The sequence below is a fragment of the Streptomyces sp. NPDC025273 genome (genome assembly GCF_040638585.1).
Taxonomy (GTDB): domain Bacteria; phylum Actinomycetota; class Actinomycetes; order Streptomycetales; family Streptomycetaceae; genus Streptomyces; species Streptomyces cinereorectus.
Genome location: NZ_JBEZYP010000002.1, coordinates 453621 through 478500 on the forward strand (window position 1 = coordinate 453621; position 24880 = coordinate 478500).

The window sequence follows — 24880 nt, forward strand, 5'->3', positions numbered from 1 at the left end:
AAAGGCCCTCACATGTCCGACCTGTTGCGCGCCCCCGCCGAGATCAAGTACGCCGAGGAGCTGGACTGGCTGGAGTCCGTCGACGACAACCCCAAGCCCTTCTCGTGGCGCCTCTCCCCGAAGATGGTCCGCCTGTTCATCCTGGGCTCCGAGCGCTCGGACGGCCTCGACCGGGAGATAGCGCAGAAGTGGTACGGCGACCGCAGCTTCGTCGAGCGTTCCATCGTCACGCTGGCCTCCGACCGCGGCCTGCTGCTCATCGGCGACCCCGGCACCGGGAAGAGCTGGCTGGCCGAGCTGCTGTCCGCCGCGATCAGCCGCAACTCCACGCTGGTGGTACAGGGCACGGCCGGCACCACCGAGGACCACATCAAGTACTCGTGGAACGTGTCCATGGTCATCGCCAAGGGGCAGTCCCGGGAGTCGATGATCCCCTCGCCGATCATGACCGCGATGGAGACGGGCGCGATCGGCCGGTTCGAGGAGCTCACCCGATCCACCAGTGACGTCCAGGACGCGCTGATCTCGATCCTGTCCGAGAAGTACATCTCGGTCCCCGAACTGGACAGCGACGGCATCGTCTTCGCCAAGCCCGGCTTCTCGGTCATCGCCACCGCCAACAGCCGTGACCGGGGTGTCAACGACCTGTCCTCGGCGCTCAAACGCCGCTTCAACTTCGTCCGCATCCCGGTGGTGACGAACAGGAGGAGCGAGACGGACATCGTCCGTTTCCGCACCGAGGAGCTGCTGCGCCGCCACCGGATCGAGCTGGACGTACCGCCGACCCTCCTCGACGTGCTGCTCCAGAGCTTCGCGGACCTGCGTGCCACGGCGGCCTCGGCCGGCAGTGACGACGAGAAGCTGGAGTCCGCCCTGTCCACCGCCGAGCAGATCGGCGTACTGGAGGACGCCATCCTGCACAGCGACTTCTTCGGGGAGCGCGCCCTGACCGCCCGCACGCTGGCCTCCTCGCTCGTGGGGTCGCTGGCCCGGCGCGAGCCCGAGGACCTGGCCATCCTCAACAAGTACCTGCACGGTGTCGTCGAGCCGCGCAGCAAGGAGGAGGGCGGCTCCTGGCCCGAGTTCCTGGAGGGCGGCCGGGACGCGATCGCCACCCTGTCATGAGCGGCGCACCCGAGGGGACCTTCACAGAGCTGCGCGGGCAGCTCCAGGAGGCCGCCGCGACCTTCGCCGACGGGCCCGACGCCCTGGAGGGCATCCTCCTCGGCCTCGTCGACGACGTCGACCGCGCGGTGCGCGAGCCGCTGGAGATCTTCCCCGTCTGCCACCACTCGCCCGCCTCGGCGATCGCGATGGCGCGCCGGCTGCGGGAGAAGCAGCCGAAGGTCGTCTACCTGGAGCTGTGCGAGGACATGGCCCCGCTGCTCACCGAGCTGCGCAACTGCCGGCTCCCGGTGGCGGTCCAGTCGTTCGCCTCCGAGGTCGACGGCTTCCCGGCCGAGTGGTCCCCGCTGTCCGTGGTCGCACCGATCACCGAGGCCTCCGCCGAGTACCAGGCGATCGCCTACGCCCTGGACACCCCGGGCGTGGAGCTGGTCCTCGTCGACCGCTCCTCGGACCACGTCTTCCAGTGGGACGCGCGCGGGGGGCACGGTGACCCACCGGCCGCCGACCCGGACGCACCGCCCCCCGAGGAGGAAGCCGCGCTCCACGGTGACGCGGTCGGCGTGGAGATCGGCGACCTGCGCCCGCGCTTCGCCGAGCTGGAGGAGCACCTGCTGCGCCACGGCAAGGTCCGGCACTGGTCGGAATGGTGGCACCAGTACGTGGAGCTGCCGCTCGGCGACAGCGACCACGACACCTACCGACAGGTCATGCTCCTGATCGGCAGCCTCTTCCGGCGCCTCGCCCCCGGCGACTCCCACCGGGTGCGCGTGGACGAGGACCGCGAGCGCTACATGTGGACCAGGATGCGCGCCCACCTGGCCGCGACCGGCACCGGTCCCGAGGACTGTCTCTACGTCTGCGGTGCCTTCCACGCGGCCAGCCGTGTCGAGGAGTTCGGCGTCGGGGGCAGCGACACCTTCGAGATCACCCCGCGCAGCGCCACCACGTGGCTGCACGGCCTGATCCCGTCCAGCCACGCGGCGATCGAGGCACAGTTCGGCCTCGCCTCCGGTTCGGTGTCGATCGCCGCGACCCTCTGGGCGAAGAACCTCCGGCGCACCCGCGTGAAGCCGTTCGTCCTCGCGGGACAGGCCGGTGCGAAGAAGCCGAGGCCCACGAAGACCGCGGCCGCGGCGGCTCCCGTGCCGGACCTCCCGCCCTCGGACAAGCTCACCGGCTTCCTGCGGCGGCCGCCCGTCCTGGACCGGCTGGACGAGGCCGAACTGCTCGGCTGGTCCGTGGAGATCGTGCGCGCCGCCCGCCGTAACGGCTACCTCGCCTCCACCGCCGACGCCATCGCGGTGTTCGAGACGTCGATCCTGCTGGCCGGGATGCGCGACCGGGCCAGGCCCACGCCGTACGACTTCCAGGACGCGGCCGTCACCTGCATCGAGAAGGACACCGTGCCCGGCCGGCGCGACGTGCGCCGCCTCGTGGAGATCATGATGGGCGGCGACCGGGTCGGCCAGGTCGGCTACGACGCGCTGCCGCCCCTGGCCCGCGACGTCCACGACCGGCTCGCCCCGCTGAACCTCAAGCTCCAGCAGCGCGGGGTGCAGCGGGCGCTGCTGGACATCGCCTCCCGGCCGGAGCTGGAGCGGTGTTCCGACGTGCTGTGGATGCTGCGCCACCTGATGCCGGGGGGCGCGGCGCGCACGGTCATGGGCGAGCGGAAGCTGGGGGAGCGGCCCATCCAGGAGTCGTGGGACCTCGCGCTGGGCACCCACCAGCGTGCGCTCATCGAGCTCGGCTACGAGGGCGTCAGCATCGAGCAGGTCCTGGAGCAGCGCCTGCGCCGCACCGCGTACGGCCCGCGGGCGACCGCGGCGACCGTCCTGGAAGCCGTCGAGGACGCGACGCTGTACCTGCGCAGCCGCCGGCTCGCCGACGAGCTGGGCAACCGCGCCCTGGAGGTGCTGTCGGCCGAACGCACGGTCGACGGCGCACCGGAGGTGCTGCGCCGGGTGCGGCGGCTGCTCGCCTACTACCGCACCGGCGAGCCGGTCCTGCCGCCGTGGATCGAGTCCTTCACCAAGGCCGGGTACGCGCACTACTGCACCCTGCTGCCCACGGCGTTCACCGACGAGGACGCCACCGTCCGGCAGGTGGCGGCGATGCTGGGCTTCCTGTTCGGCATGGAGGGCCTGGCGCTGTCGCTCGGCTGCGACCGGACCCAGCTGGAGCTGGCCCTCGTACAGTCGCACCCGAAGGACCCCTCGAAGACGGCGCTGCTGTGGGCGGCTCAGGTCCACCTGGGACACCTGAGCCGCGCCGACCTGCGGGCGAGGTGCGACGAGCTGCTCGGCAACCCCTTGGTGGTCTCTGCGTATCCGCGCTACCTCAGCGGATTCGTGCACGCCCTGGAGCCGGTGCCGGGGCTCACCGACCTCGTCGTGGAGGCCGTGTCGAACGCGTTCGCCCGGCTGCCGGACCCGGTGCTCCTGCCGTGGCTGCCGACCCTGATCACCACCCTGCGGGCGGACGGCGCCGAGCTGGCTCCGCTGCTGATCCGCGAGGCCGGGCGGATCTTCCCCGGCCGGCTCGACGCGCTGGACGGCTGGGTGCCGCCGTGGCAGGCGCGGCCGGAGCCGGCCGCGGCGGCACCGGCCGCGGAGGGCGGCTGCGCGCTGCTCGCCGTCCATCCCGCCGCGTGCGACGCCGTCGCGGACCTGCTGGGCTGCGACGGGGCCTGGCAGACGGCAGCCCCCGGCCCGTCGGGCGCGGCCCTCGTAGGCCGCCACCCGGATACCGCGGTGGCGCTGGAGGCGCTCCTGGCCGGCGCCTGACACCGCCGCCGCACCGCGTCCGCGCCCCCCGGGGACCGTTCCCCCGGGGGCGCGGACGCGTCCGCCGTACCCCTTTTTCCGGGACCGGGGCGCGTCAGCATCACGGCTCCGTAGCACGGGGCGCTCGCGTCGCCGTCTCAGATAGTAGGAAGTCCGAGTATCTGTAGAGACAGATGGCCCGAGCTGTCCTAGCTTTGTAGAAGCCGAACGACTCGCATGATCCAGCGACTGGCGGTCGCGAGTACGTGCCCCGAAGCAGGCCATCCCTGCGGCACCCGCTCCCCGCCCCTTCCGGCGCTTCGAAATCCCGATCCCGACCTAACGCTGCGCGGCCTCACGTCGCGCGAAGTCCCGATCTCGATATCCACGCGATCCCAAGGAGTCGATCATGGTCCAGACCACTGCTCGCCGCGTCCGTCACACCCCCCGCCCGACCGAGTCGGAGCGCAAGAACGCCGCAGCCGCCCTGCAGCGGGCCCTCGACCGCCGGGACAACGGCGGTTCGACCGGCCACTGACGCCCGGATCCCACCCCGCGGCACCGATGAGTGCTGGTCCAGCCCTTGTGCGGCCCTCGCGCCCGACTCGTGCGGAGCGTTCCGGCGGTCCGGATGGTGGACAGCGGATGTCATGGGGTGGGACAGAGGGCTAGGGTGCCTGTATGTCTCGCAGCATCGATCTCGCAGTGATCCCCGGCGACGGTATCGGCCAGGAGGTCGTCACCCAGGGCCTCAAGGTCCTCAACGCTGTTCTCCCGCAGGATGTGAAGCTGGAGACCAAGGAGTACGACCTCGGCGCCCAGCGCTGGCACCGCACCGGTGAAACCCTCCCGGACGCGGAGCTGGAGGCCCTCAAGGGTCATGACGCCATTCTGCTCGGCGCCATCGGTGACCCGTCCGTGCCGTCCGGCGTACTGGAGCGCGGGCTGCTGCTCAAGCTGCGGTTCGCCTTCGACCACTACGTCAACCTGCGGCCGTCGAAGCTCTTCCCGAACACCGCGACGCCGCTGGCCGGCCGGCCGGACATCGACTTCGTCGTCGTCCGCGAGGGCACCGAGGGCCCGTACACGGGCAACGGCGGATCCCTGCGCACCGGTACGGAGCACGAGGTCGCCACCGAGGTCAGCGTCAACACGGCCTTCGGCGTCGAGCGCGTCGTCCGCGACGCCTTCGCGCGTGCCGCCGCCCGCCCGCGCAAGAAGCTGACGCTGGTCCACAAGAACAACGTGCTCGTGCACGCCGGTCACCTGTGGAAGAACATCTTCGACAAGGTCGCGGCCGAGCACCCCGAGGTCACCACCGACTACCTGCACGTCGACGCCGCGACGATCTTCTTCGTCACCCAGCCGGAGCGCTTCGACGTCATCGTCACCGACAACCTCTTCGGTGACATCCTCACCGACCTCGCCGCGGCCGTGACCGGCGGCATCGGGCTGGCCGCGTCCGGCAACATCAACCCGACGGGCGCCTTCCCGTCCATGTTCGAGCCGGTCCACGGCACCGCCCCCGACATCGCGGGCCAGGGCAAGGCCGACCCGACCGCCACGATCCTCTCCGTCGCCCTCCTGCTGCGCCACCTCGGCCACGAGGCCGAGGCCGTGCGCATCGAGGAGGCCGTCTCCGCCGACCTCGCGGAGCGCGAGGGCAAGGCCGCGCGCACCACCGACGAGATCGGCGACGCGCTCGCGGTACGCGTAGCGAGCTGACCCGACGCCTTTGCTTTCGAAGCCGCCGGGTCGCATCCGCACCCGGCGGCTTCATCTTGCGGTCTCCGGGTGCCACCATCGACCCCGGACCGCATTTCACGTCACCGCAAACACGTCATTTCGTGCACAGCCGCCCGCGAGCGATAATCGAACGCGGGGCCGTGGCTTGCGGGAGAGCCCGGACGTCCTACGACCTGCCCGTAACGTGCGGGACGGGAGCGGGCGTGAGCGCGGTCCATCACACACAAGACCGGTGAAGGACACGCACTCATGACGACGCCCACGATCGAGCTCAAGCCCTCCTCGAACCCGCTGTCCGCCGCGGAGCGCGAGGCGATCCTGGCCAGCCCCGGATTCGGCCGGCACTTCACCGACCACATGGTGACGATCAGCTGGACCGAGGGCCGCGGCTGGCACGACGCCCAGCTCGTCCCGTACGGACCGCTGTCGATGGACCCCGCCAACATGACCCTGCACTACGCGCAGGAGATCTTCGAGGGTCTCAAGGCCTACCGCCAGAGTGACGGGACGGTCGCCACGTTCCGCCCCGAGGCCAACGCCGCGCGCTTCCAGCGGTCCGCCGCCCGGCTCGCCATGCCCCAGCTCCCGGCCGAGACGTTCATCGAGGCCTGCGACGCCCTCGTCCAGCAGGACAAGGCGTGGGTTCCGGCGCACGGCGGCGAGGAGTCCCTCTACCTGCGCCCGTTCATGATCGCCTCCGAGGTCGGCCTGGGCGTGAAGCCCGCCAACTCCTACCTCTTCCTCGTCATCGCGTCCCCGGCCGGCGCCTACTTCCCCGGCGGTGTGAAGCCGGTCTCGATCTGGCTCTCCCAGGACCGGGTCCGAGCCGTCCCCGGCGGCATGGGTGACGCCAAGACCGGCGGCAACTACGCCGCCTCCCTCCTCGCCCAGGCCGAGGCCGCCGCGAAGGGCTGCGACCAGGTCGCCTACCTCGACGCCGTCGAGCACACATGGGTCGAGGAACTGGGCGGCATGAACCTCTACTTCGTGTACGAGCAGGAGGACGGCGGCAAGCGGATCGTCACCCCCTCCCTCACCGGCTCGCTGCTCGCCGGTGTCACCCGTGACTCCCTGCTCACCGTCGCCCGGGACCTCGGCTACACCTCCGAGGAGGCCCGCGTCTCCATCGGCCAGTGGCGGGAAGACAGCGCGAACGGCACCCTCACCGAGGTCTTCGCCTGCGGGACCGCCGCGGTCATCACGCCCGTCGGCACGGTGAAGTCCGCGGACGGCGAGTGGACCCAGGGCGACGGCACGCCCGGCGAGGTCACGCTCAAGCTGCGCGAGCGGCTGCTGGACATCCAGCGCGGCATCGCCGAGGACACCCACGGCTGGATGCACCGGCTCGGCTAGTCCGGTACGCGCAAGGGGCCGCGCCCGGCACAGGGCGGGGGTGGCCCCTGCCGCGCGCTGCCTGTGCGGCGGACGTGACGCCCGCATCCTGAGACGGGGCGGAGCGGAGGCGCGGGGCTGTGCCACACTGCCTGTGTGTCCTCGTTCGCCATGATTATCGGCAGCAGGCGCGCCGGTCCGCAGTGACCGTCCGTATCACCACGTACGGCACGGCCATCGTGCCCCAGACCCGCGCGCAGACCTCTCGCACCCGCGAGGGGTTTTTTCGTTTTCCGGCCCTCACCACGGCCGGGGCGAGGCACGCGAGATGATGGGGGCAAGTGGAGCCGATTCGTCCGGATCCGCTCACCGACAGGAGTCAGACAGCATGACCACCAAGGCCACGGCCCCCGACGACAGCTTTCATGTCTTCGACACCACCCTGCGCGACGGTGCGCAGCGTGAAGGCATCAACCTGACGGTCGCGGACAAGCTGACCATCGCCCGGCATCTGGACGACTTCGGTGTGGGCTTCATCGAGGGCGGCTGGCCGGGGGCCAATCCCCGCGACACCGAGTTCTTCGCCCGCGCCCAGCAGGAGATCTCCTTCGAGCACGCCCAGCTCGTCGCGTTCGGCGCCACCCGCAGGGCGGGCGGCAGGGCAGCCGAGGACCCCCAGGTGCAGGCGCTCCTCGCGTCGGGCGCCCCGGTGATCACGCTGGTCGCCAAATCCCACGACCGCCATGTGGAGCTGGCCCTGCGCACCACCCTGGAGGAGAACCTGGAGATGGTGCGCGACACCGTCTCCCACCTCCGCGAACAGGGCCGCCGGGTCTTCGTCGACTGCGAGCACTTCTTCGACGGCTACCGCGCCAACCCGGACTACGCCAAGGCGGTCGTGCGCAGTGCCTCGGAGGCCGGTGCCGAGGTGGTCATCCTCTGCGACACCAACGGCGGCATGCTCCCCGCCCAGGTCCAGGCGGTCGTCTCCACCGTCCTCGCCGACACCGGTGCCCGGCTCGGCATCCACGCCCAGGACGACACCGGCTGCGCCGTCGCCAACACCCTGGCCGCCGTGGACGCCGGCGCCACCCATGTGCAGTGCACCGCCAACGGATACGGCGAGCGGGTCGGCAACGCCAACCTCTTCCCCGTCGTCGCCGCGCTGGAGCTCAAGTACGGCAGGACCGTCCTGCCCGCGGGCGCGCTCGCGGACATGACCCGCATCTCGCACGCCATCGCGGAGGTCGTCAACCTCACGCCCTCCACCCACCAGCCCTACGTGGGTGTCTCCGCCTTCGCCCACAAGGCCGGACTGCACGCCTCCGCGATCAAGGTCGACCCGGACCTGTACCAGCACATCGACCCGGAGCTCGTCGGCAACACCATGCGGATGCTCGTCTCCGACATGGCCGGCCGCGCCTCCATCGAGCTCAAGGGCAAGGAGCTCGGGATCGACCTGGGCGACGACCGGGAGCTCGTCGGACGGGTCGTCGAGCGGGTCAAGGAGCGCGAGCTCAAGGGCTACACCTACGAGGCGGCCGACGCCTCCTTCGAGCTGCTGCTGCGCGCGGAGGTCGAAGGCAGGCCCCGTCGCTACTTCCGTGTCGAGTCCTGGCGGGCCATCGTCGAGGACCGGCCCGACGGCACCCACGCCAACGAGGCGACCGTGAAGCTCTGGGCCAAGGGCGAGCGGATCGTCGCCACGGCCGAGGGCAACGGCCCCGTCAACGCCCTCGACCGGGCACTGCGCGTCGGCCTGGAGCGGATCTACCCGCAGCTGGCCAAGCTGGAGCTGATCGACTACAAGGTGCGCATCCTGGAGGGCCGCACCGGCACCGAATCCACCACCCGGGTACTGATCACCACGGGCGACGGATCCGGTGACTGGGCGACGGTCGGCGTGGCCGAGAACGTCATCGCCGCGTCCTGGCAGGCCCTGGAGGACGCGTACACCTACGGCCTGCTGCGGGCCGGCATCGAGCCCACCGACTGACGGGCGCGGCTACTGGAGCCGCCACTTCTGGTTGGCGGCTCCGGTGCAGGTCCAGATCTGGGCGCGGGTCCCGTTCGCCGAGGAGTGGCCGGTCACGTCCAGGCACTTGTCCGCCGCCGTGTTGACCACGTCCCCGGTCGAGGAGTCGTACGTCCAGCGCTGTGCTCCCGACCCGTTGCAGCTGTACAGCTGGACCTTTGCTCCGTCGGCCGTCGAGCCCGAGGTCACGTCCAGGCAGGCGCCGAGCACCTTGACCGAGCCGTCGCCCGAGACCGTCCAGCGCTGGTTGCCCGCGCCCGTGCAGTCCCAGAGCTGGACGGGCGTGCCGTCCGCGCCGGTGTTGCCGGTGGCGTCCAGGCACTTGCCCCCGAGGCCGATGAGGGCGCCCGAGGCGCCCGAGGACCCGGACTGGGTGCCCGACCAGGTGAACGTCGCCGAGGTGCGGCCGGGCAGCGAGTAGGTGAACCTCTGCCCGCCCCAGTTGACCGTGACCTGCTGCGCGGACGTCGAACCGTTGTACGCGATCAGGGCCTTGGAGCCGTCCGGGTTGCGCCAGGCCACGTTCGGCACGGTCGAGCTCGCGGTGGAGGCGATGCGGGCGGCGCCCGGCCGGACGAACTTCGTGAGGTGGCCCATCGTGTAGTACTCGACGGTGTAGTCGACCTGGCCGTGCCTGGCGTCGCCGTTGTGCACGGTGACCAGCCCGTCGCAGGTGCCGCAACCGCCGTTGTGCGGGCCGCGGTTCTGGTCCACGGCCAGGGACCACTTGGTCACCGACTTCGCCCAGTTGCGGGTGTAGTCGATGATGTTGAGCATGTCCTCGCGCTGCTGGTCGGCGATCCACGTGCCGCCCGAGCGCTCGGTCTGGAAGGCGTCCAGTTCCGGGTACTGGTGGTGCACGGTGGTCTGCTTCGCGATGTCACCGCCGTAGCCGTGCCAGGCGATACCGCCGAAGTTGGGATGGGCGCGCACCGCGGCGTCGTCGACGGTCGCGGCCGCGTACGCGTCGTAGGTGTCCCAGTTCCAGTCGTGGGCCAGCACCTTGGTGGCGAGGCCGGCGGCCTGGAGCTTCGGCAGCAGCTCGCTCTTGGTGAAGTACGCCAGCCCCGAGCCGTTCCAGCTCATCGAGGGGTAGCCCGAGCAGCAGGTCGGCTCGTTCTGCGCGGTGACGTAGTCGACCGCCACGCCCCGGTCCCGGTAGGCCTGGAGGTACTTCACGAAGTAGTTCGCGTACGCGCCGTAGTTCTCCGCCTTCAGCCAGCCCCCGTTCAGCTGACCGCTGTCCTTCATCCAGGCCGGCGCGGTCCACGGTGAGGCGACCGTCGTCAGGGCCGGGTTGAGCTGCTGGGCCTGCCTGGTGAGCGGCAGCACGTCCTGGAGATCGTGTGCGATCGAGAAGTTGGCGAGCCCCGGGTCCGTCTGCCCGGCCGGCATGTCGTCGTACGTGTAGCCGAACCGCGCCAGGTCGGACCCGCCCATCGGGTTGCGTACGAACGAGAGCCCGATGCCCTCCGTGGGGGAGAACAGCTTCTTCATCGTGTCGTCGCGGGTCGCCTGGCTGAGCGCCCCGCTGCCCTTCATCAGCCACGCCGCCGTGTCCGTGAACGAGGCGCCGCCGCCGGTGAAGGTCTGGTAGCGGGTGTTCTCGTCCACCGTGATGTTCGTGCCCGAGCCGCCGTTCCCGGCGCCGAAGGCGACCGGAGTCTGCGCCTGGAGACCGCGGGTGACATGCCGGCCTGCGGAGTCGTCCGTGGTGGTGAGCGCGATGTTCACGGTCTCGCCCGCGGCCTGCGCGGTCCCGGAGGAGAGCCCGGCCAGGCCCGCGGTCGCGAGCGCCGTCGCGACGAGGACGCGCGCCGTTCTGCTTGTTCGGATTCGGATCATGGGCTGCTGCCTTTCTCGGCAGGGGCGTGGGGGAAGTGCCGTCGAACGAGCCGTGAGTGAACTGTCTTTACGTGCTCGCGTCAAGAGGACCGTCCGTTCAAGAAACGAACGCACCGCTCGCCGGGCCTGCCGAGAACGACGGTACGGACCAATCTCGGCGTGAAGTATTGACGGCCTTGTTCCAGGGGGGTTAACTCCAGCCGCAACGCCGGTACCGGTTCCGGAACCGGTTGCGGAACCGGTGCCGAGCCGTGGTCGTCCGCTTGCTCCGCCCTGTCCTGCCTTGTCCCTGGAGGCCCCGTTGCGTGTCACCATCGCCGATGTCGCCCGCGAGGCCGGCGTCAGCAAGACGACCGTGTCACGCGTCGTCAACCTCAAGGGCGAAGTGGACGGTTCCACCGCCGCCCGCGTTCGTGAAGTGATCGCGCATCTCGGCTACGTTCCCAGTTCGGGCGCCGTCGGGCTGGCCCGCGGCAGCAGCCGCACGGTCGGGATGCTGGTGCCCTCGCTCACCTGGCCGTGGATGGGCGAGGTCCTCCAGGGAGTCGTGGACACGGTCGAGGCCGCCGACTACGGGCTGCTCCTGTTCACCTGCAACCGGGGCGCCGAGTCCGTGGAGCGCTTCACCAGCCAGGTGTCGGCGCGCGCCTTCGACGGGCTCGTCGTGGTCGAACCGGAGAACACCCTCGACCACCTCACCGCACTGCACCGGTCCGGTCTGCCGATCGTGCTCATCGACGACCGCGGCCACCACCCCGAATTCCCCTCCGTCGTGACGACCAACCACGAGGGAGGCGCGTCGGCCGCCCGCCATCTGCGGGCCTCGGGACGCACCAGGCCCCTGGTCCTCACCGGACCCGGACACTTCGGCTGCGTACGCGACCGGCTCGCGGGATTCCGGTCGGTCCTGCCCACCGACCTCGTCGTGGAGGGCGACTTCACCGAGAGCTGCGGCCGGCTCGCCGTGGAGCGACTCCTGGCGGCCGGAACGGAGTTCGACTCGGTCTTCGCCCACAACGACATCAGCGCGGCAGGCGTCCTGCGGGCCCTGCGCGGCGCCGGCCGCCGGGTCCCGGACGACATCGCGGTGGTCGGCTTCGACGACATCCCGATGGCCGAACACACCGAACCCCCGCTGACCACCGTGCACCAGCCCACGCGGCAGATGGGCGAGACCGCGGCACGGCTCCTGCTCTCCCACCTCAGCGGCACCGCCGTACCGGACGGGCCGGTCGTGTTGCCCACCGAACTGGTCGTGCGCCACTCGGCGCCGTAACGGGAAGGGCCCGAGGGCCCCGCCCGTCCCTCAGTCCTCCGACACGCACCGCCCCGTACCCGCACCGCCCGTACCCGGCGCGCCGAGCGCTGCCCACATCCCGGATCTCCCAGACCCGCAGTCCTCCTGGAGTCGACATGTCCGCACACCGCCGTCGTCACACGCTGAGAGCGCTCTCGGTCGCCACCGTCGTGGTGGCACTCGCCACCGGTTGCTCGTCCGCCAACTCGGGCGCCGGCAAGGGAGGCGGTGCCGGCGCCTCCGGCGTCCTGACCCTCGGCAAGCCGGACGGTCCGCAGACCGACAACAGCAACCCGTTCCTGTCGACGTCGGCGAGCGCCACCCTCGGCTACCGGCACATGATCTACGAGCCGCTGGCGATGACGAACCAGATCCGCCCCACCGACAAGGCGGACCCCTGGCTGGCGACGAACTGGACGTGGGAGTCCAACTTCACGAAGGTCACCTTCACGCTGGACGACCGCGCGAAGTGGGCCGACGGCAAGCCGCTCACCGCCGCCGACGTCGCCTACACCTTCGAACTGCTCAAGAAGCACCCGGCCCTCAACGGCAACGGCATCCCGTTCGACGGGGTCGCGGTGGAGGACGGGAAGGTCGTCCTGACCTTCGAGGAATCGCAGTTCGTCAACCAGAACAAGATCATCCAGACCTACGTCGTGCCCAAGCACATCTGGGAGAAGGTCGAGAACCCGGAGACCTGGCCCAACCGCACCCCGGTCGGCTCCGGCCCGTACAAGCTGAAGACGTTCACCCCGCAGACCACCACCCTGACCGCCACGCCCACCTACTGGAAGGGCGAGACGAAGGTCAAGGAGCTCCGCTACACCGCGTACAACGACAACAGCGCGGCGACCACGGCGCTGGCCAACGGCAAGGTCGAATGGTCGTTCGTCTTCATGCCGAACTACAAGCAGCTGTACATCGCCAAGGACCCCGAGAACCACAAGCTGTGGTTCCCCTCCGGGCTCGGCATCCACGGGCTGTGGTTCAACACCGCACGCAAGCCGTTCGACGACCCGGCGCTCCGCAAGGCGATGGCCATGGTCGTCGACCGCAAGGCGATCCACGTCCAGGCCCAGGCGACCCTCTACCCGGAGATCACCAACCCGACGGGCATCCCGCTGCCCGCGGGTGACCCGTTCCTCGCGCCGGAGTACAAGGGCGCCACCACGAAGCCCGACGTGGCCGGAGCCAAGAAGATCCTCGACGAGGCGGGCTTCGAGCTCAGCGGCGGCGTGCTCAAGGACCCGGGCGGCAAGCCGGTGGAGCTGACCTTCACCGACCCGGCCGGCTGGAACGACTACATCACCGGGCTCTCGATCATCAAGGACAGCATCAAGCAGCTCGGCATCGAGGCCAAGGTCAAGACGCAGACCGCCGAGGCCTGGGGCAACGATGTCGCCACCGGCAACTTCGACGCCACCCTGCACTGGACCAACAGCGGCGCGACACCGTACGACATGTACCAGAACATCATGGACGGCGCGATCCTCCAGCCCGTCGGCAAGAGCTCCCAGCTCGGCAACTTCGGCCGCTTCAAGAGCCCCGAGGCCACCGCGGCCCTCAAGGACTACGCCAACGCCACGGACGACGCCACGCGCACGAAGGCCATGAACCTCCTCCAGAAGATCATGGTCGAGGAGGCCCCGGTCATCCCGACGGCGGCAGCCCCCATCGGCGCCGAGTACTCCACGAAGAACTGGGTGGGCTGGCCGACCGAGGCCGACCCCTACGCGCCGCCGCAGCACACCCAGCCGACCGCGCTGGAGATCGTGCTGAACCTCGAGCCCGCCAAGTGACTACGGGGAAGAACCGGCCATGACCACCGAACAGTCCGCAGACGTGCGCACCGGGACCGACGTGGTGCTCGAAGCACGCGGAGTCACCAAGCACTTCCCGCTGCGGCGCACGGGCGGCGACGTCCTCGCCCGCAGACGCCGCACCGTCCACGCCGTCGACGACGTCTCGCTGAAGCTCCGGCGAGGCACCGTCACGGCCCTGGTGGGGGAGTCCGGCTCCGGGAAGTCCACCGTCGCACGGCTGCTCGCCCAGCTGTATCCGCTCACCGAGGGCGAGATCCTGCTGAGCGGCACGGCGGTCGAGGCCGGACGCGGCCGGTCCTTCCGCACCTACGTGAAGCAGGTCCAGCTGATCTTCCAGGACCCCTTCGCCTCGCTCAACCCGGTACACACCGTGCGCTACCACCTCACCCGGGCGCTGAAGATCCACGGCCGGGCGGGGAACGGGGGCGCGGACCTGGAGAAGAACCTGGCCGCCCTGCTGGAACGCGTCCAGCTGACTCCTCCCCCTCAGTTCCTGGACAAGTTCCCGCACGAGCTGTCGGGAGGGCAGCGCCAGCGCGTCGCGATCGCGCGCGCGCTCGGCGCCGACCCGCAGGTGCTGCTGGCCGACGAGCCGGTGTCGATGCTCGACGTGTCGATCCGGCTCGGCGTGCTCAACCTGCTGCGCGAACTCAAGGAGCGGCTGCACCTCGCGGTCCTCTACATCACCCACGACATCGCCTCCGCCCGCTACTTCGCGGACACGACCCTGGTGATGTACGCGGGCCGGATCGTCGAGGGCGGGGACAGCGAGACCGTCACCCAGCACCCCGCCCACCCCTACACCCAGCTGCTGATCGCCTCCGCGCCCGACCCCGACCGGGTGGCCGACGAGGCGGCGCAGGAGGAGACCGGGAGCGGCGAGCCGCCCTCGTTGATCGCCCCGCCGGACGGCTGCCGCTTCCACCCCCGCTGCCCGAAGGCCATGGAGCGCTGCCGCACCGGACTGCCGCCGCGCTTCGACCTGGCGGACGGACAGTGGGCCGCCTGCTGGCTGTACGACCCAGCCGCGGGACAGGAGGCCGGAAAGTGAAGTACGTCCTGCAGAGACTCGCCTTCTACACCGTCACCGCGTGGGCCGCGATCACCATCAACTTCCTGATCCCGCGCCTGATGCCGGGCGACCCGGTCGAGGCCCTGATGAGCCGCTACCAGGGACAGCTCGACACCAGCGCCATCGCCTCCCTGAAGGCGCTGTTCGGACTCGACGAGAACAAGTCCGTCCGGGAGCAGTACACCGACTACTGGTCGCACCTCCTGGACGGCGACCTCGGCCTGTCGTTCACCTTCTTCCCGACCCCGGTCGGCGAGGTCATCGCGCAGTCGCTCCCGTGGACGCTCGCACTCGTCGGCGTCACGACCCTGATCAGCTTCCTGCTCGGCACCGGGATCGGTGTCTACAGCGGCTGGCGGCGCGGCTCCTGGCTCGACGCGCTGCTGCCCGTCACCACGTTCATCTCCGCCGTCCCGTACTTCTGGCTCGGCCTCATCGCCATCGCGCTGTTCGCCGTGAAGTGGCCGGTCTTCCCCTTCGAGGGCGGATACGACAGCTCCCTCGTCCCGGCCTTCGACTGGCCGTTCCTCTCCAGCGCCCTCTACCACGGGGTGCTGCCCGGAGTGACGATCGTGCTCAGCGCCGTCGCCGGCTGGATCCTCGGCATGCGCAACATGATGGTGACGGTCTCCTCCGAGGACTACGTGATGGTGGCGCAGGCCAAGGGCCTCTCCGAACGGCGCGTCATGTTCGGCTACGCCGCCCGGAACGCGATCCTGCCCAACATCTCCGGCTTCGCGCTCTCCCTCGGCTTCATCGTCAGCGGCACGCTCCTGGTCGAGATGGTCTTCAACTACCCGGGCATCGGCTTCCAGCTCCTCCAGGCGGTCGGCGCCAAGGACTACCCACTGATGCAGGGCGTCTTCCTGATCATCACGCTGTCCGTGCTCGCCGCGAACCTGCTCGCCGACATGGCGTACGCCCTCCTCGACCCCCGCACCCGGAAGGAGGCCTAGCGTGCCTGTCTTCCGGGCCGCGCCCGGCTCGCGGAGTCCGGTGCGCACCGCCCCGAGCCCTCGGCTTCGCCCGAGCGGGGAGGGGCCCCCTCCCGCGTGGTCGTCGCTCGGCAATGCTCCGCATCGACTCCGCCCCGCAGCCGCACGCACCAGACCCCGCTCCCCGATCCGGCCCGGCCCGGAGGAAAGGCCCTTCCCATGGCCGTGATCACCACCGACGTCACCGCCCCGGCCGATGTCCCCGCCCCGGTGGCGTCCGGCCGGGCCCGTCTCCGCTTCCTGCGCGGGGGCAAGACCCGCACCGGGCTGCTGATCCTCGCGTTCTTCGCGGTCCTCGCCGTCGCGGGCCCCTGGCTCGCCCCCTACGACCCCGACGCGATGAGCGACGACCTGCTGCAGGCCCCGTCCGCCGCCCACTGGTTCGGCACCACCCACACCGGCCAGGACGTCCTCTCGCAGATCCTCGTCGGCACCCGCGGCGTGCTCGTGGTCGGCTTCATGGCCGGCTTCCTCGCGACGGTCCTGTCCGTCCTGATCGGCGTCACCTCGGGCTTCCTCGGCGGGGCCGCCGACGAGGCCCTCTCGATGCTGTCCAACATCTTCCTGGTCATCCCGGGGCTGCCGCTGATCATCATCATCGCGAGCTTCGTCGAGGACACGACCGACCTGCTGATCGCCGCCGTCATCGCCCTCACCTCCTGGGCCTGGGGATCACGCGTCCTGCGCGCCCAGACCCTGTCGCTCAGGCGCCGCGACTACGTGGAGGCGGCCCGGGCGACCGGCGAGTCCACCTGGCGGATCATCCTTTTCGAGATCATGCCGAACCTGACCGCCGTCATCGCGTCCGGCTTCGTCGGCACCGTCATCTTCGCCATCCTCTCGGAGATCACCCTCGCCTTCATCGGCGTCGCCGACATCTCCCACTGGAACTGGGGCACCGTGCTCTTCTGGGCCCAGTCCAACCAGGCCCTGGCCCAGGGCGCCTGGTGGTGGTTCGTCCCAGCCGGCCTGTGCATCGCGCTCCTGGGCACCGCCCTCACCCTGATCAACTTCGGCATCGACGAGTTCGTCAACCCGCGGCTGCGCTCCGCGGCCGGCGCCTCACGGAAGGTCAGGATGCGCGTCGGCTTCACCCCGGTGGCCCGTACCGGCACACCCGGAAAGCCCAGCAAGGAGCAGAGCGAATGACCGCCGAGCCGATCCTCACGATCAGCGGACTGAACGTCGACTACGGCACCGGACCGAGCGGCGTGCACGCGCTGCGCGACATCGACCTCACTCTGCACCGCGGCGAAGTCCTGGGCCTGGCGGGGGAGTCGGGCTCCGGGAAGTCCACGCTCGCGTACGCCGTCACCCGGCTGCTCCCCCCGCCCGGGGTGATCACCGGAGGGGACGTCCACTACCACCGGCCGGGCGCCGGTCCCGTCGACATCCTCTCCCTCACCCCGCACGCGCTGCGCGCCTTCCGCTGGCAGGAGCTGTCGATCGTGTTCCAGGGGGCGATGAACTCGCTCAACCCCGTACACACCGTCCACAGCCAGCTCACCGATGTGCTCAAGGCCCACCGCCCCGGCATGCGCTCCGCCGAACGGACGGCACGGGCCGAGGAACTGCTGACCCTGGTCGGCATCTCCGCCGACCGGCTGGCCGCCTATCCGCACCAGCTCTCCGGCGGGATGCGGCAGCGCGTGATGATCGCGATGGCGCTCGCGCTGGAACCCGAGATCGTCATCATGGACGAGCCCACCACGGCGCTCGACGTCGTGATGCAGCGCCAGATCCTGCGCCGGCTGGTCCAGCTGAAGGAGCAGCTCTCCTTCTCCGTCGTGTTCATCACCCACGACATCTCCCTGCTGATCGAATTCTCGGACCGGATCGCGATCATGTACGGGGGCCGGATCGTGGAGCAGGCGGGCGCCTCCGAGATCTACCGCGCCCCCCTCCACCCCTACAGCGAGGGCCTGCTGCACTCCTTCCCCGCCCTGCACGGCCCCCGGCGCGAACTCACCGGCATCCCCGGCACGCCCCCGCACCTGTCCGCGATGCCGGCCGGCTGTGCCTTCCACCCGCGCTGCGCCGAGGCCCACGAGCCGTGCGGCGAGCAGGTCCCGGTCCTGGCCCCGCCGGAGGCGGATCAGGACCGGGAGGTCGCCTGCTGGCTGCACAGCCGGCCCGTCCGACCCCTTCACGCCCACCGGACCCAGGGAGAACCATGAATCTCGCCACGCCCCGCGGCAGCCTGCAGCCCACCGCCGTCCAGGGACTCCCTGCCGACTTCCGCTGGGGCGTCGCCACCTCCTCGTACCAGATCGAGGGGGCCGCCCAGGAGGACGGCCGCACCCCGTCCATCTGGGACACCTACTGCCGGGTCCCGGGCGCCGTGCACAACGCGGAGCACGGCGACACCGCCTGCGACCACTACCACCGGATGCCCCAGGACGTGGAGCTGATCGCGGGCCTCGGCGTCGACACGTACCGCTTCTCGCTGGCCTGGCCGCGCATCCAGCCGGGCGGCCGGGGCCCCGCCAACGCCAAGGGCCTGGACTTCTACAAGCGGCTGGTCGACGAGCTCCAGGGCCGCGGCATCACCCCCTGGATCACCCTCTACCACTGGGACCTTCCGCAGGAGCTGGAGGACGCCGGCGGCTGGCCCGCCCGCGACACCGCCTTCCGGTTCGCCGAGTACGCCATGCTCGCGTACGAGGCGCTCGGCGACCGGGTCGAGCACTGGACGACGCTGAACGAGCCGTGGTGCTCGGCGATGCTCGGCTACGCCTACGGCGTGCACGCCCCCGGCCGTCGCGACATGGGCGACGCCATGGCCGCCGTCCACCACCTGCTCCTGGGCCACGGGCTCGCCGCCCGGCAGATGCGCGAGGCGGCCGGTGACTCGCCGCTCGAACTCGGCATCACCCTCAACCTCGGCACGGCCACCCCGGAGACCGGCAGCGCGGCCGACCGGGAAGCCTGTCGCCGCGCCGACGGCATGGGCACCCGCCTCTACCTCGACCCGATCGTCCGCGCCCGCTACCCGCGGGACGTCCTCGGCGACCTCGCGGCCCAGGGCATCGAACTGCCCGTCCAGGACGGCGATCTGGCCGTCATCGCGACCCCCCTCGACGTCCTCGGTGTGAACTTCTACCGCGGCGCCCTGCTCTCCGGGGTCACCGAGGACGGATCGCCGACCGACGCCGACGGCCTGCCCGTCACCCGCGGGGTGGAGCGTGACCTGCCCCGCACCGCGATGGACTGGGAGATCACCCCCACCGAACTCACCGATCTGCTGCTGCGGCTCCAACGCGACTACGCGCTGCCGACCGTCATCACCGAGAACGGGGCGGCCTTCGACGACACCGTCGCGGCCGACGGCTCCGTCCCCGACGCCGACCGGACCGCCTATCTCGCCGACCACATCGCAGCCGTGGCCGCGGCCCGTGCCCGGGGCGCCGACGTCCGGGGCTACTTCGCCTGGTCGCTGATGGACAACTTCGAGTGGGCCTACGGCTACGACAAGCGGTTCGGGATCGTCCGGGTCGACTACGACACCCAGCGGCGGACGCTCAAGGACAGCGCCAAGTGGTACCGCGACACGATCCACCTCACGAACGCCCGTCACGGCTGAACGCGTGGGAGCGGCCCGCGCCGCCCTCCCACGGGGTCTCCCGCAGTCCGGCTCACCGCGTCGCACACGGCGGCATCAAGGCGGAGACCGACCGGGCGCGGGGCCAGCAGAACCGACCGACACCAGACACCAGACACCGGACACCGGACAGAGACGAGCCGCACATGCCACGCACACCGCACAGCCGCGCACGCCACAGGGCGAGACCGGCCACGGCCGCACTCGCCGCCGTCACCGTCCTCGCCGGACTGCTCGCCGGAGCCGTCCCCAGCGCCGCGGCGGAGGGCGACGAGCCCGCACCGGTCCTCGTCGACCGCTTCGAGGGCGAGGTCCCACTCGGCAACCCGCCCGCCGACTCCCTCTTCACCTGGGGCGGTGACGCCGACGACCACCCCGCCCTGGAACTCGTGGAGCGAGCTGATGCCCCCGAGGGCGCCAAGGTCCTCCAGGGCACCTACGACATCAGTGCCTGGGGCGGCCTCAGCCACGAGTTCGCCGTCGACCAGCCCCCGAAGAACTGGACCGCCCACAAGGGGATCCGGTTCTGGTGGTACGGGCAGAACACCGCGCCGCTGCCGCCCGGTTCGGGCAAGCGCATCAACTTCGAGATCAAGGACGGCGGCGCCAACGGCGGCGCGTCCGAGCTGTGGACCACCTCCTTCACCGACGACTGGGAGGGCTGGCACCAGATCGAGATCCCGTTCGCGGACTTCGTCTACCGGGCCGACTACCAGCCCGTCGGAGGCATCGACCAGGTCCTCGGCCTCGACGAGATGTGGGGCTACGCCCTCACCCTGCCGACCGGTGCCCCCGGCGCCTTCGCCATGGACGCCGTCGAGCTGTACGGGAAGGCCGACCCGGCACTGAAGTCGAGCGTCGTCGTCGACTCGGCCGTGCACCCGGTCAAGGAGGGCGGCTCGGCGGACATCAGGATCTCCGTCGCCACCACCGGGTCCGCCCCCATCGAGGAGCCGGTCACCGTCGCGTACACCACCGAGGGCGGCAGCGCCGAGGTCGGCAAGGACTACACCCCCGTCACCGGCACCCACACCTTCCCGGCGGGCACCGCCTCCGGCACCACGCACACGGTGACCGTGGCCACCGCCGAGGACAGGGGCGCCGAGCCGGCCGAGACGGTCCCGGTCACCCTCACCGTCACCGGCGCCAAGCCGCCCAAGGAGAACCCGCAGGTCGTCATCGACGCCCACGGCCTCCCGTACCAGAACGCGAAGCTTCCGGTGAAGAAGCGCGTCGCGGACCTGCTGTCGAGGATGTCGCCCGCCGAGAAGGCCGGCCAGATGACCCAGGCCGAGCGCAACGCGCTGAGGTCACCGGGCGACATCGCCACGTACGACCTCGGCTCGCTGCTCTCCGGCGGCGGTTCCGTACCCACCCCCAACACGGCCGCGGCCTGGGCGAAGATGGTCGACGCGTACCAGCTGCGCGCTCAGACGACGCGCTTCCAGATCCCGCTGATCTACGGCGTGGACGCGGTGCACGGCCACAACAACGTGATCGGCTCGACGATCATGCCGCACAACATCGGCATCGGCGCGGGCCGCGACCCGAAGCTCGCCGGGAGGACCGGGGCCGTCACCGCGAGCGAGGTGCGCGCCACCGGCATCCCGTGGGACTTCGCCCCCTGCGTGTGCGTGACCCGCGACGAGCGCTGGGGCCGTTCCTACGAGGCCTACGGCGAGGACCCGGCCCTGGTGGAAGCCATGGAGACGGTCATCACCGGCATGCAGGGCAGCCCTTCGGGCAAGGACCTGGACCGCAACGACAAGGTGCTGGCCAGCGCGAAGCACTTCGTCGGTGACGGGGGTACGGAGTTCGGCTCGTCCACCACCGGCTCGTACACCATCGACCAGGGCGTCACGAAGGTCACCCGCGAGGAGCTCGAAGCGGTCCACCTCGCACCGTTCGCCGAGTCCGTGAAGCGTGGCGTCGGCACGGTCATGCCGTCGTACTCCTCGCTCGACATCATCGGCGACGACGCGGGCCCGCTGAAGATGCACGCCCACGACGAGATGATCAACGGCGTGCTCAAGGACCGGATGGGCTTCGAGGGCTTCGTCATCAGCGACTGGCAGGCCATCGACCAGATCCCCGGCGACTACGCCAGTGACGTGCGGACGTCGGTGAACGCCGGCCTCGACATGATCATGGTCCCGACGGCGTACCAGGACTTCACGAAGACCCTCCGGGACGAGGTCACCGCCGGCCGGGTCAGCCAGGCCCGGATCGACGACGCGGTGTCCCGGATCCTCACCCAGAAGTTCCGCCTCGGCCTCTTCGAGAAGCCGTACGCGGACACCTCCAACCTGGACAAGGTCGGCTCGGCCGCCCACCGCGCGGTCGCCCGCGAGGCAGCCGCCAAGTCCCAGGTCCTCCTGAAGAACGACGGTGCGGTCCTCCCGCTCGAACCGTCCCAGAAGGTGTACGTCGCCGGATCCAACGCCGACGACCTCGGTAACCAGGCAGGCGGCTGGACGGTCAGCTGGCAGGGCGCCTCCGGGAAGACCACCACGGGCACGACGATCCTGGAGGGCATCAGGAAGAACACGGCCTCGGCCACCTTCTCCAAGGACGCCTCGGCCGACACGGACGGTCACGACGTCGGTGTCGTGGTCGTCGGCGAGACCCCGTACGCCGAAGGCATCGGCGATGTCGGCAACGGCCACGACCTGGAGCTCGGCGCCGCCGACAAGGCAGCCGTGGACACCGTCTGCGCGGCCATGAAGTGCGCCGTCCTGGTCGTCTCCGGACGCCCGCAGCTCATCGGTGACCGCCTGGGCGACATCGACGCCCTCGTGGCCTCCTGGCTGCCGGGCACCGAGGGCGACGGCGTGGCCGACGTGCTCTACGGGAGGAGGGCCTTCACCGGACAGCTCCCGGTGACCTGGCCGAAGTCCGAATCGCAGCTGCCGGTCAACGTCGGCGACGCGGTGTACGACCCGCAGTTCCCGTACGGCTGGGGACTGACCACCCTGAAGAAGGCCCCGGGGGGCGGCGAGCTCACCCTCACCGCCCTCGCCGCCGCCGCACAGCTCGCGGAGAGGGCGGGACTCGGAAGGACCGCGGCGGGCAAGGGGATCGTGGACCAGGCCAGGCTGCTGGTCCAGCAGAAGACCGGCGGGAATCCGGCCGCGGCGGTGTCCAAGCCGTTCGCCGAGGCGGACCACCTGCTGCTGACCGGTGACCTCACCGGAGCGGTGGCGAAGCTGCGCACGGCGTACCGCGCCGCGTAAGCACCTGAAAAGGACCCGGGCAGGCGGCGCGTCCGTCGCCCGCCCGGGTTACTTTCGAAGCATGCGGAAGAGGCTGTTCGCTCCCCTGTGGGCCTGCCTGCTGCTGATGCTCTCGGCGGCCGTGCTGGCGATGTCCCCGGCCGCCCCGGCCGCCCCCGCCACGGTCGGCGAGGTGGCGCAGGCCCTGCGCGAGGACCCGGTGTACGTGGACCCGGCCGCGGTCGGGCAGCTCTCGGCCTCCCAGGAGGGCGCCCTGGAGCAGAAGATCCTGGACGCCGACAAACCCGTGTTCGTGGCCGTGCTCCCGGCGACCTCGGAATACCCCGAGGAGAACCTCCTGCAGAACCTCCGCACCGACACCGGTGTCACCGGCGTCTACGCGGTACGTCTCGGCGACGGATTCGACGCGGGCGCCGACCCGCAGGTGATGTCGGTCCGGGCGGTCGACAACCTCACCACGGCCGTCGAGGCGCCGGGCACGGACACGGATGCCGCCGACCAGCTCAACGCCTTCGTCGACCGGGCCGTCGAACAGGCCCGGGGCAGCGCCCCCGCCTCCTGGTCGGGCGGCGACGACGGCGCGGGCGGAACAGCGGCGACCGGCCTGATCGCGCTCGGCGCGGTGGCCGTGGCCGGCGGAGCGGGCGCGTACGCCGTCGTCCGCCGCAACCGCAAGCGCAAGGAGGAGGAGGAGGAGCGGGCCTCCCTCGAAAAGCTCCGGGTCGTCGTCGACGAGGACATCACCGCCTACGGCGAAACCCTGGACCGGCTCGACTTCCACCCCGCCGAGGCGGGTGCCGACGACGAGATGCGCGCGGACTACGAGCAGGCGCTCGATTCGTACGAGGACGCCAAATCCCGGATGGGCGGCGCCCGCCACCCCTCCGACGTACGCGGAGTCACGCAGGCCCTCCAGGACGGCCGGTTCTCCCTCGCCGTCCTGGAGGCCCGGCGCAAGGGCCGCGCACTGCCGGCCCGGCGCCCGCCCTGCTTCTTCGACCCGCGCCACGGCCCCTCCGTCGCGGACGCCCTGTGGACCCCGTCCGGGGGAGCCGCCCGCGAGGTCCCGGTCTGCGGCGCCGACGAGGTACGGCTGCGCCAGGGCGAGGAACCGATGGGCCGCACGGTCGATGTCGGCGACGGCCGCCGCCGCCCGTACTGGGAGGCGGGCCCGGCGTACGGTCCCTGGGCGGGCGGTTACTTCGGCGGCGGTCTGCTGCCCGGCCTGCTGGTCGGCACGATGCTCGGCTCGATGCTCTCGACCCCGGCGTACGCGGCGGAGTACGGCGGCGGTGACTTCGGCGGGGGCGGCGGGGAGTGGAGCGGCGGCGACTTCTCCGGCTCCGACTTCGACTCGTCCGGATTCGGCGGAGGCGGCGGCTTCGGCGACGGCGGCGGCTTCGGTGGCGGCGGCTTCGACGGCGGCGGGTTCTAGCCGCGCGCACGGGAGGGACGGCGGCGGGTTCCGGCCGCGCGCACGAGAGGACCGGACGGGTCCGGGCGCGGGTTGGCCGCTCCGGTTGTTATGCCGCCGCGCAGCCGGCGCAGGTCCCGCGGTACGTCACTTCCACGTCCGAGACCGTGAAGCCGAAGCGCTCGGTGTCCGGCAGGTCCGCGAGGAGGTCGCCCACCGGATGCACGTCGCGGATCGCGCCGCAGCGGGCACAGACCAGGTGCTGGTGCGGGCGGTGCGCGTTCGGGTCGTACCGCTTGGCGCGGCGGTCGGTCGACACCTCCAGCACCTCGCCGAGGCTCACCAGCTCACCCAGCGCGTTGTAGACGGTCGCCCGGGAGATCTCCGGCAGCCTGGCCACGGCACGCGCGTGCACCTCGTCGGCGGTCAGGTGCACGTGGTCGCCGTCCAGGACCTCCGCCACCACACGCCGCTGTGCGGTCATGCGCCAGCCTCGTGCACGGAGTCGTTCCAGGAGGTCACTCATGTGGACCAGCCTAACAGTGGCCGATATCAATTCCCGAACTGATACGGCTTTGGATGTTCGCTTGACTT

17 protein-coding genes are annotated in these 24880 nt (G+C 70.9%); 15 read left to right on the top strand and 2 right to left on the bottom strand.

Going from position 1 to position 24880, the window contains the following annotated elements:
* Positions 1 to 12 precede the first annotated feature (12 nt).
* From AB0F38_RS07005 to cimA, 6 genes are all read left to right on the top strand, one after another.
* Positions 13 to 1125, top strand: coding sequence for an AAA family ATPase (locus tag AB0F38_RS07005; RefSeq protein WP_361887803.1), 1113 nt, complete (start codon positions 13 to 15; stop codon positions 1123 to 1125).
* Positions 1122 to 3914, top strand: coding sequence for a hypothetical protein (locus tag AB0F38_RS07010; protein ID WP_361887806.1), 2793 nt, complete (start codon positions 1122 to 1124; stop codon positions 3912 to 3914). Before AB0F38_RS07005 ends, AB0F38_RS07010 begins: the two co-directional genes overlap by 4 nt.
* A 388-nt stretch (positions 3915 to 4302) precedes the next feature.
* Positions 4303 to 4431 carry a hypothetical protein gene (locus AB0F38_RS07015; protein WP_361887809.1) on the top strand — a complete coding sequence of 43 codons (129 nt, stop codon included), beginning with the start codon at positions 4303 to 4305 and terminating at the stop codon, positions 4429 to 4431.
* A gap of 143 nt (positions 4432 to 4574) precedes the next feature.
* Positions 4575 to 5618 carry a 3-isopropylmalate dehydrogenase gene (locus AB0F38_RS07020; RefSeq protein ID WP_361887812.1) on the top strand — a complete coding sequence of 348 codons (1044 nt, stop codon included), beginning with the start codon at positions 4575 to 4577 and terminating at the stop codon, positions 5616 to 5618.
* A gap of 270 nt (positions 5619 to 5888) precedes the next feature.
* The gene (locus AB0F38_RS07025) at positions 5889 to 6992 is read left to right on the top strand and encodes a branched-chain amino acid aminotransferase (RefSeq protein WP_361887814.1); all 1104 of its coding nucleotides are present in this window, start codon (positions 5889 to 5891) and stop codon (positions 6990 to 6992) included.
* 367 nt (positions 6993 to 7359) lie between these two features.
* Entirely contained in the window at positions 7360 to 8967 is a 1608-nt protein-coding gene (cimA, locus tag AB0F38_RS07030) for a citramalate synthase (protein ID WP_361887817.1), read from the top strand.
* 9 nt (positions 8968 to 8976) lie between these two features.
* Here the strand turns inward: cimA and AB0F38_RS07035 are convergent, their stop codons facing one another.
* Positions 8977 to 10851: a ricin-type beta-trefoil lectin domain protein gene (locus AB0F38_RS07035; RefSeq protein WP_361887820.1), complete on the bottom strand. Its 1875-nt coding sequence runs from the start codon at positions 10849 to 10851 to the stop codon at positions 8977 to 8979.
* 301 nt (positions 10852 to 11152) lie between these two features.
* Between AB0F38_RS07035 and AB0F38_RS07040 the strand changes: the two genes are divergently transcribed.
* The 9 genes from AB0F38_RS07040 (at position 11153) to AB0F38_RS07080 (ending at position 24307) form a co-directional block, all read left to right on the top strand.
* Positions 11153 to 12127 (top strand): LacI family DNA-binding transcriptional regulator, encoded by a 975-nt coding sequence (locus AB0F38_RS07040; RefSeq protein ID WP_361887823.1) that lies wholly within the window; start codon positions 11153 to 11155, stop codon positions 12125 to 12127.
* 137 nt (positions 12128 to 12264) lie between these two features.
* Positions 12265 to 13947 (top strand): ABC transporter substrate-binding protein, encoded by a 1683-nt coding sequence (locus AB0F38_RS07045; protein WP_361887826.1) that lies wholly within the window; start codon positions 12265 to 12267, stop codon positions 13945 to 13947.
* Between the two features lie 19 nt (positions 13948 to 13966).
* Positions 13967 to 15022 carry an ABC transporter ATP-binding protein gene (locus AB0F38_RS07050; protein ID WP_361887828.1) on the top strand — a complete coding sequence of 352 codons (1056 nt, stop codon included), beginning with the start codon at positions 13967 to 13969 and terminating at the stop codon, positions 15020 to 15022.
* Positions 15019 to 15999, top strand: a complete 981-nt coding sequence (locus tag AB0F38_RS07055) for an ABC transporter permease (protein ID WP_361887832.1) — start codon at positions 15019 to 15021, stop codon at positions 15997 to 15999. Before AB0F38_RS07050 ends, AB0F38_RS07055 begins: the two co-directional genes overlap by 4 nt.
* Before the next feature lie 198 nt (positions 16000 to 16197).
* A complete protein-coding gene (locus AB0F38_RS07060) occupies positions 16198 to 17187 on the top strand; it encodes an ABC transporter permease (protein ID WP_361887835.1) in 990 nt (329 codons plus the stop codon).
* Complete coding sequence (locus tag AB0F38_RS07065) at positions 17184 to 18215, top strand: ABC transporter ATP-binding protein (RefSeq protein ID WP_361887838.1); 1032 nt, start codon at positions 17184 to 17186, stop codon at positions 18213 to 18215. Before AB0F38_RS07060 ends, AB0F38_RS07065 begins: the two co-directional genes overlap by 4 nt.
* Positions 18212 to 19621, top strand: coding sequence for a GH1 family beta-glucosidase (locus AB0F38_RS07070; RefSeq protein ID WP_361887841.1), 1410 nt, complete (start codon positions 18212 to 18214; stop codon positions 19619 to 19621). Before AB0F38_RS07065 ends, AB0F38_RS07070 begins: the two co-directional genes overlap by 4 nt.
* A 164-nt stretch (positions 19622 to 19785) precedes the next feature.
* The gene (locus AB0F38_RS07075) at positions 19786 to 22872 is read left to right on the top strand and encodes a glycoside hydrolase family 3 N-terminal domain-containing protein (RefSeq protein ID WP_361887844.1); all 3087 of its coding nucleotides are present in this window, start codon (positions 19786 to 19788) and stop codon (positions 22870 to 22872) included.
* Between the two features lie 61 nt (positions 22873 to 22933).
* Positions 22934 to 24307, top strand: coding sequence for a hypothetical protein (locus tag AB0F38_RS07080; protein ID WP_361887847.1), 1374 nt, complete (start codon positions 22934 to 22936; stop codon positions 24305 to 24307).
* A gap of 88 nt (positions 24308 to 24395) precedes the next feature.
* On the opposite strand, the gene AB0F38_RS07085 is transcribed toward AB0F38_RS07080, so the two are convergent.
* Positions 24396 to 24812, bottom strand: coding sequence for a transcriptional repressor (locus AB0F38_RS07085; RefSeq protein WP_361887850.1), 417 nt, complete (start codon positions 24810 to 24812; stop codon positions 24396 to 24398).
* Between the last annotated feature and the right edge of the window lie 68 nt (positions 24813 to 24880).

What these genes read in the sequence shown, in the direction of transcription:
- AB0F38_RS07005 (WP_361887803.1), top strand. Translation starts at nt 13, where the DNA reads ATGTCCGACCTGTTGCGCGCCCCCGCCGAGATCAAGTACGCCGAGGAG.
- AB0F38_RS07010 (WP_361887806.1), top strand. Translation starts at nt 1,122, where the DNA reads ATGAGCGGCGCACCCGAGGGGACCTTCACAGAGCTGCGCGGGCAGCTC.
- AB0F38_RS07015 (WP_361887809.1), top strand. Translation starts at nt 4,303, where the DNA reads ATGGTCCAGACCACTGCTCGCCGCGTCCGTCACACCCCCCGCCCGACC.
- AB0F38_RS07020 (WP_361887812.1), top strand. Translation starts at nt 4,575, where the DNA reads ATGTCTCGCAGCATCGATCTCGCAGTGATCCCCGGCGACGGTATCGGC.
- AB0F38_RS07025 (WP_361887814.1), top strand. Translation starts at nt 5,889, where the DNA reads ATGACGACGCCCACGATCGAGCTCAAGCCCTCCTCGAACCCGCTGTCC.
- cimA (WP_361887817.1), top strand. Translation starts at nt 7,360, where the DNA reads ATGACCACCAAGGCCACGGCCCCCGACGACAGCTTTCATGTCTTCGAC.
- AB0F38_RS07035 (WP_361887820.1), bottom strand. Translation starts at nt 10,851, where the DNA reads ATGATCCGAATCCGAACAAGCAGAACGGCGCGCGTCCTCGTCGCGACG.
- AB0F38_RS07045 (WP_361887826.1), top strand. Translation starts at nt 12,265, where the DNA reads ATGTCCGCACACCGCCGTCGTCACACGCTGAGAGCGCTCTCGGTCGCC.
- AB0F38_RS07050 (WP_361887828.1), top strand. Translation starts at nt 13,967, where the DNA reads ATGACCACCGAACAGTCCGCAGACGTGCGCACCGGGACCGACGTGGTG.
- AB0F38_RS07060 (WP_361887835.1), top strand. Translation starts at nt 16,198, where the DNA reads ATGGCCGTGATCACCACCGACGTCACCGCCCCGGCCGATGTCCCCGCC.
- AB0F38_RS07065 (WP_361887838.1), top strand. Translation starts at nt 17,184, where the DNA reads ATGACCGCCGAGCCGATCCTCACGATCAGCGGACTGAACGTCGACTAC.
- AB0F38_RS07070 (WP_361887841.1), top strand. Translation starts at nt 18,212, where the DNA reads ATGAATCTCGCCACGCCCCGCGGCAGCCTGCAGCCCACCGCCGTCCAG.
- AB0F38_RS07075 (WP_361887844.1), top strand. Translation starts at nt 19,786, where the DNA reads ATGCCACGCACACCGCACAGCCGCGCACGCCACAGGGCGAGACCGGCC.
- AB0F38_RS07080 (WP_361887847.1), top strand. Translation starts at nt 22,934, where the DNA reads ATGCGGAAGAGGCTGTTCGCTCCCCTGTGGGCCTGCCTGCTGCTGATG.
- AB0F38_RS07085 (WP_361887850.1), bottom strand. Translation starts at nt 24,812, where the DNA reads ATGAGTGACCTCCTGGAACGACTCCGTGCACGAGGCTGGCGCATGACC.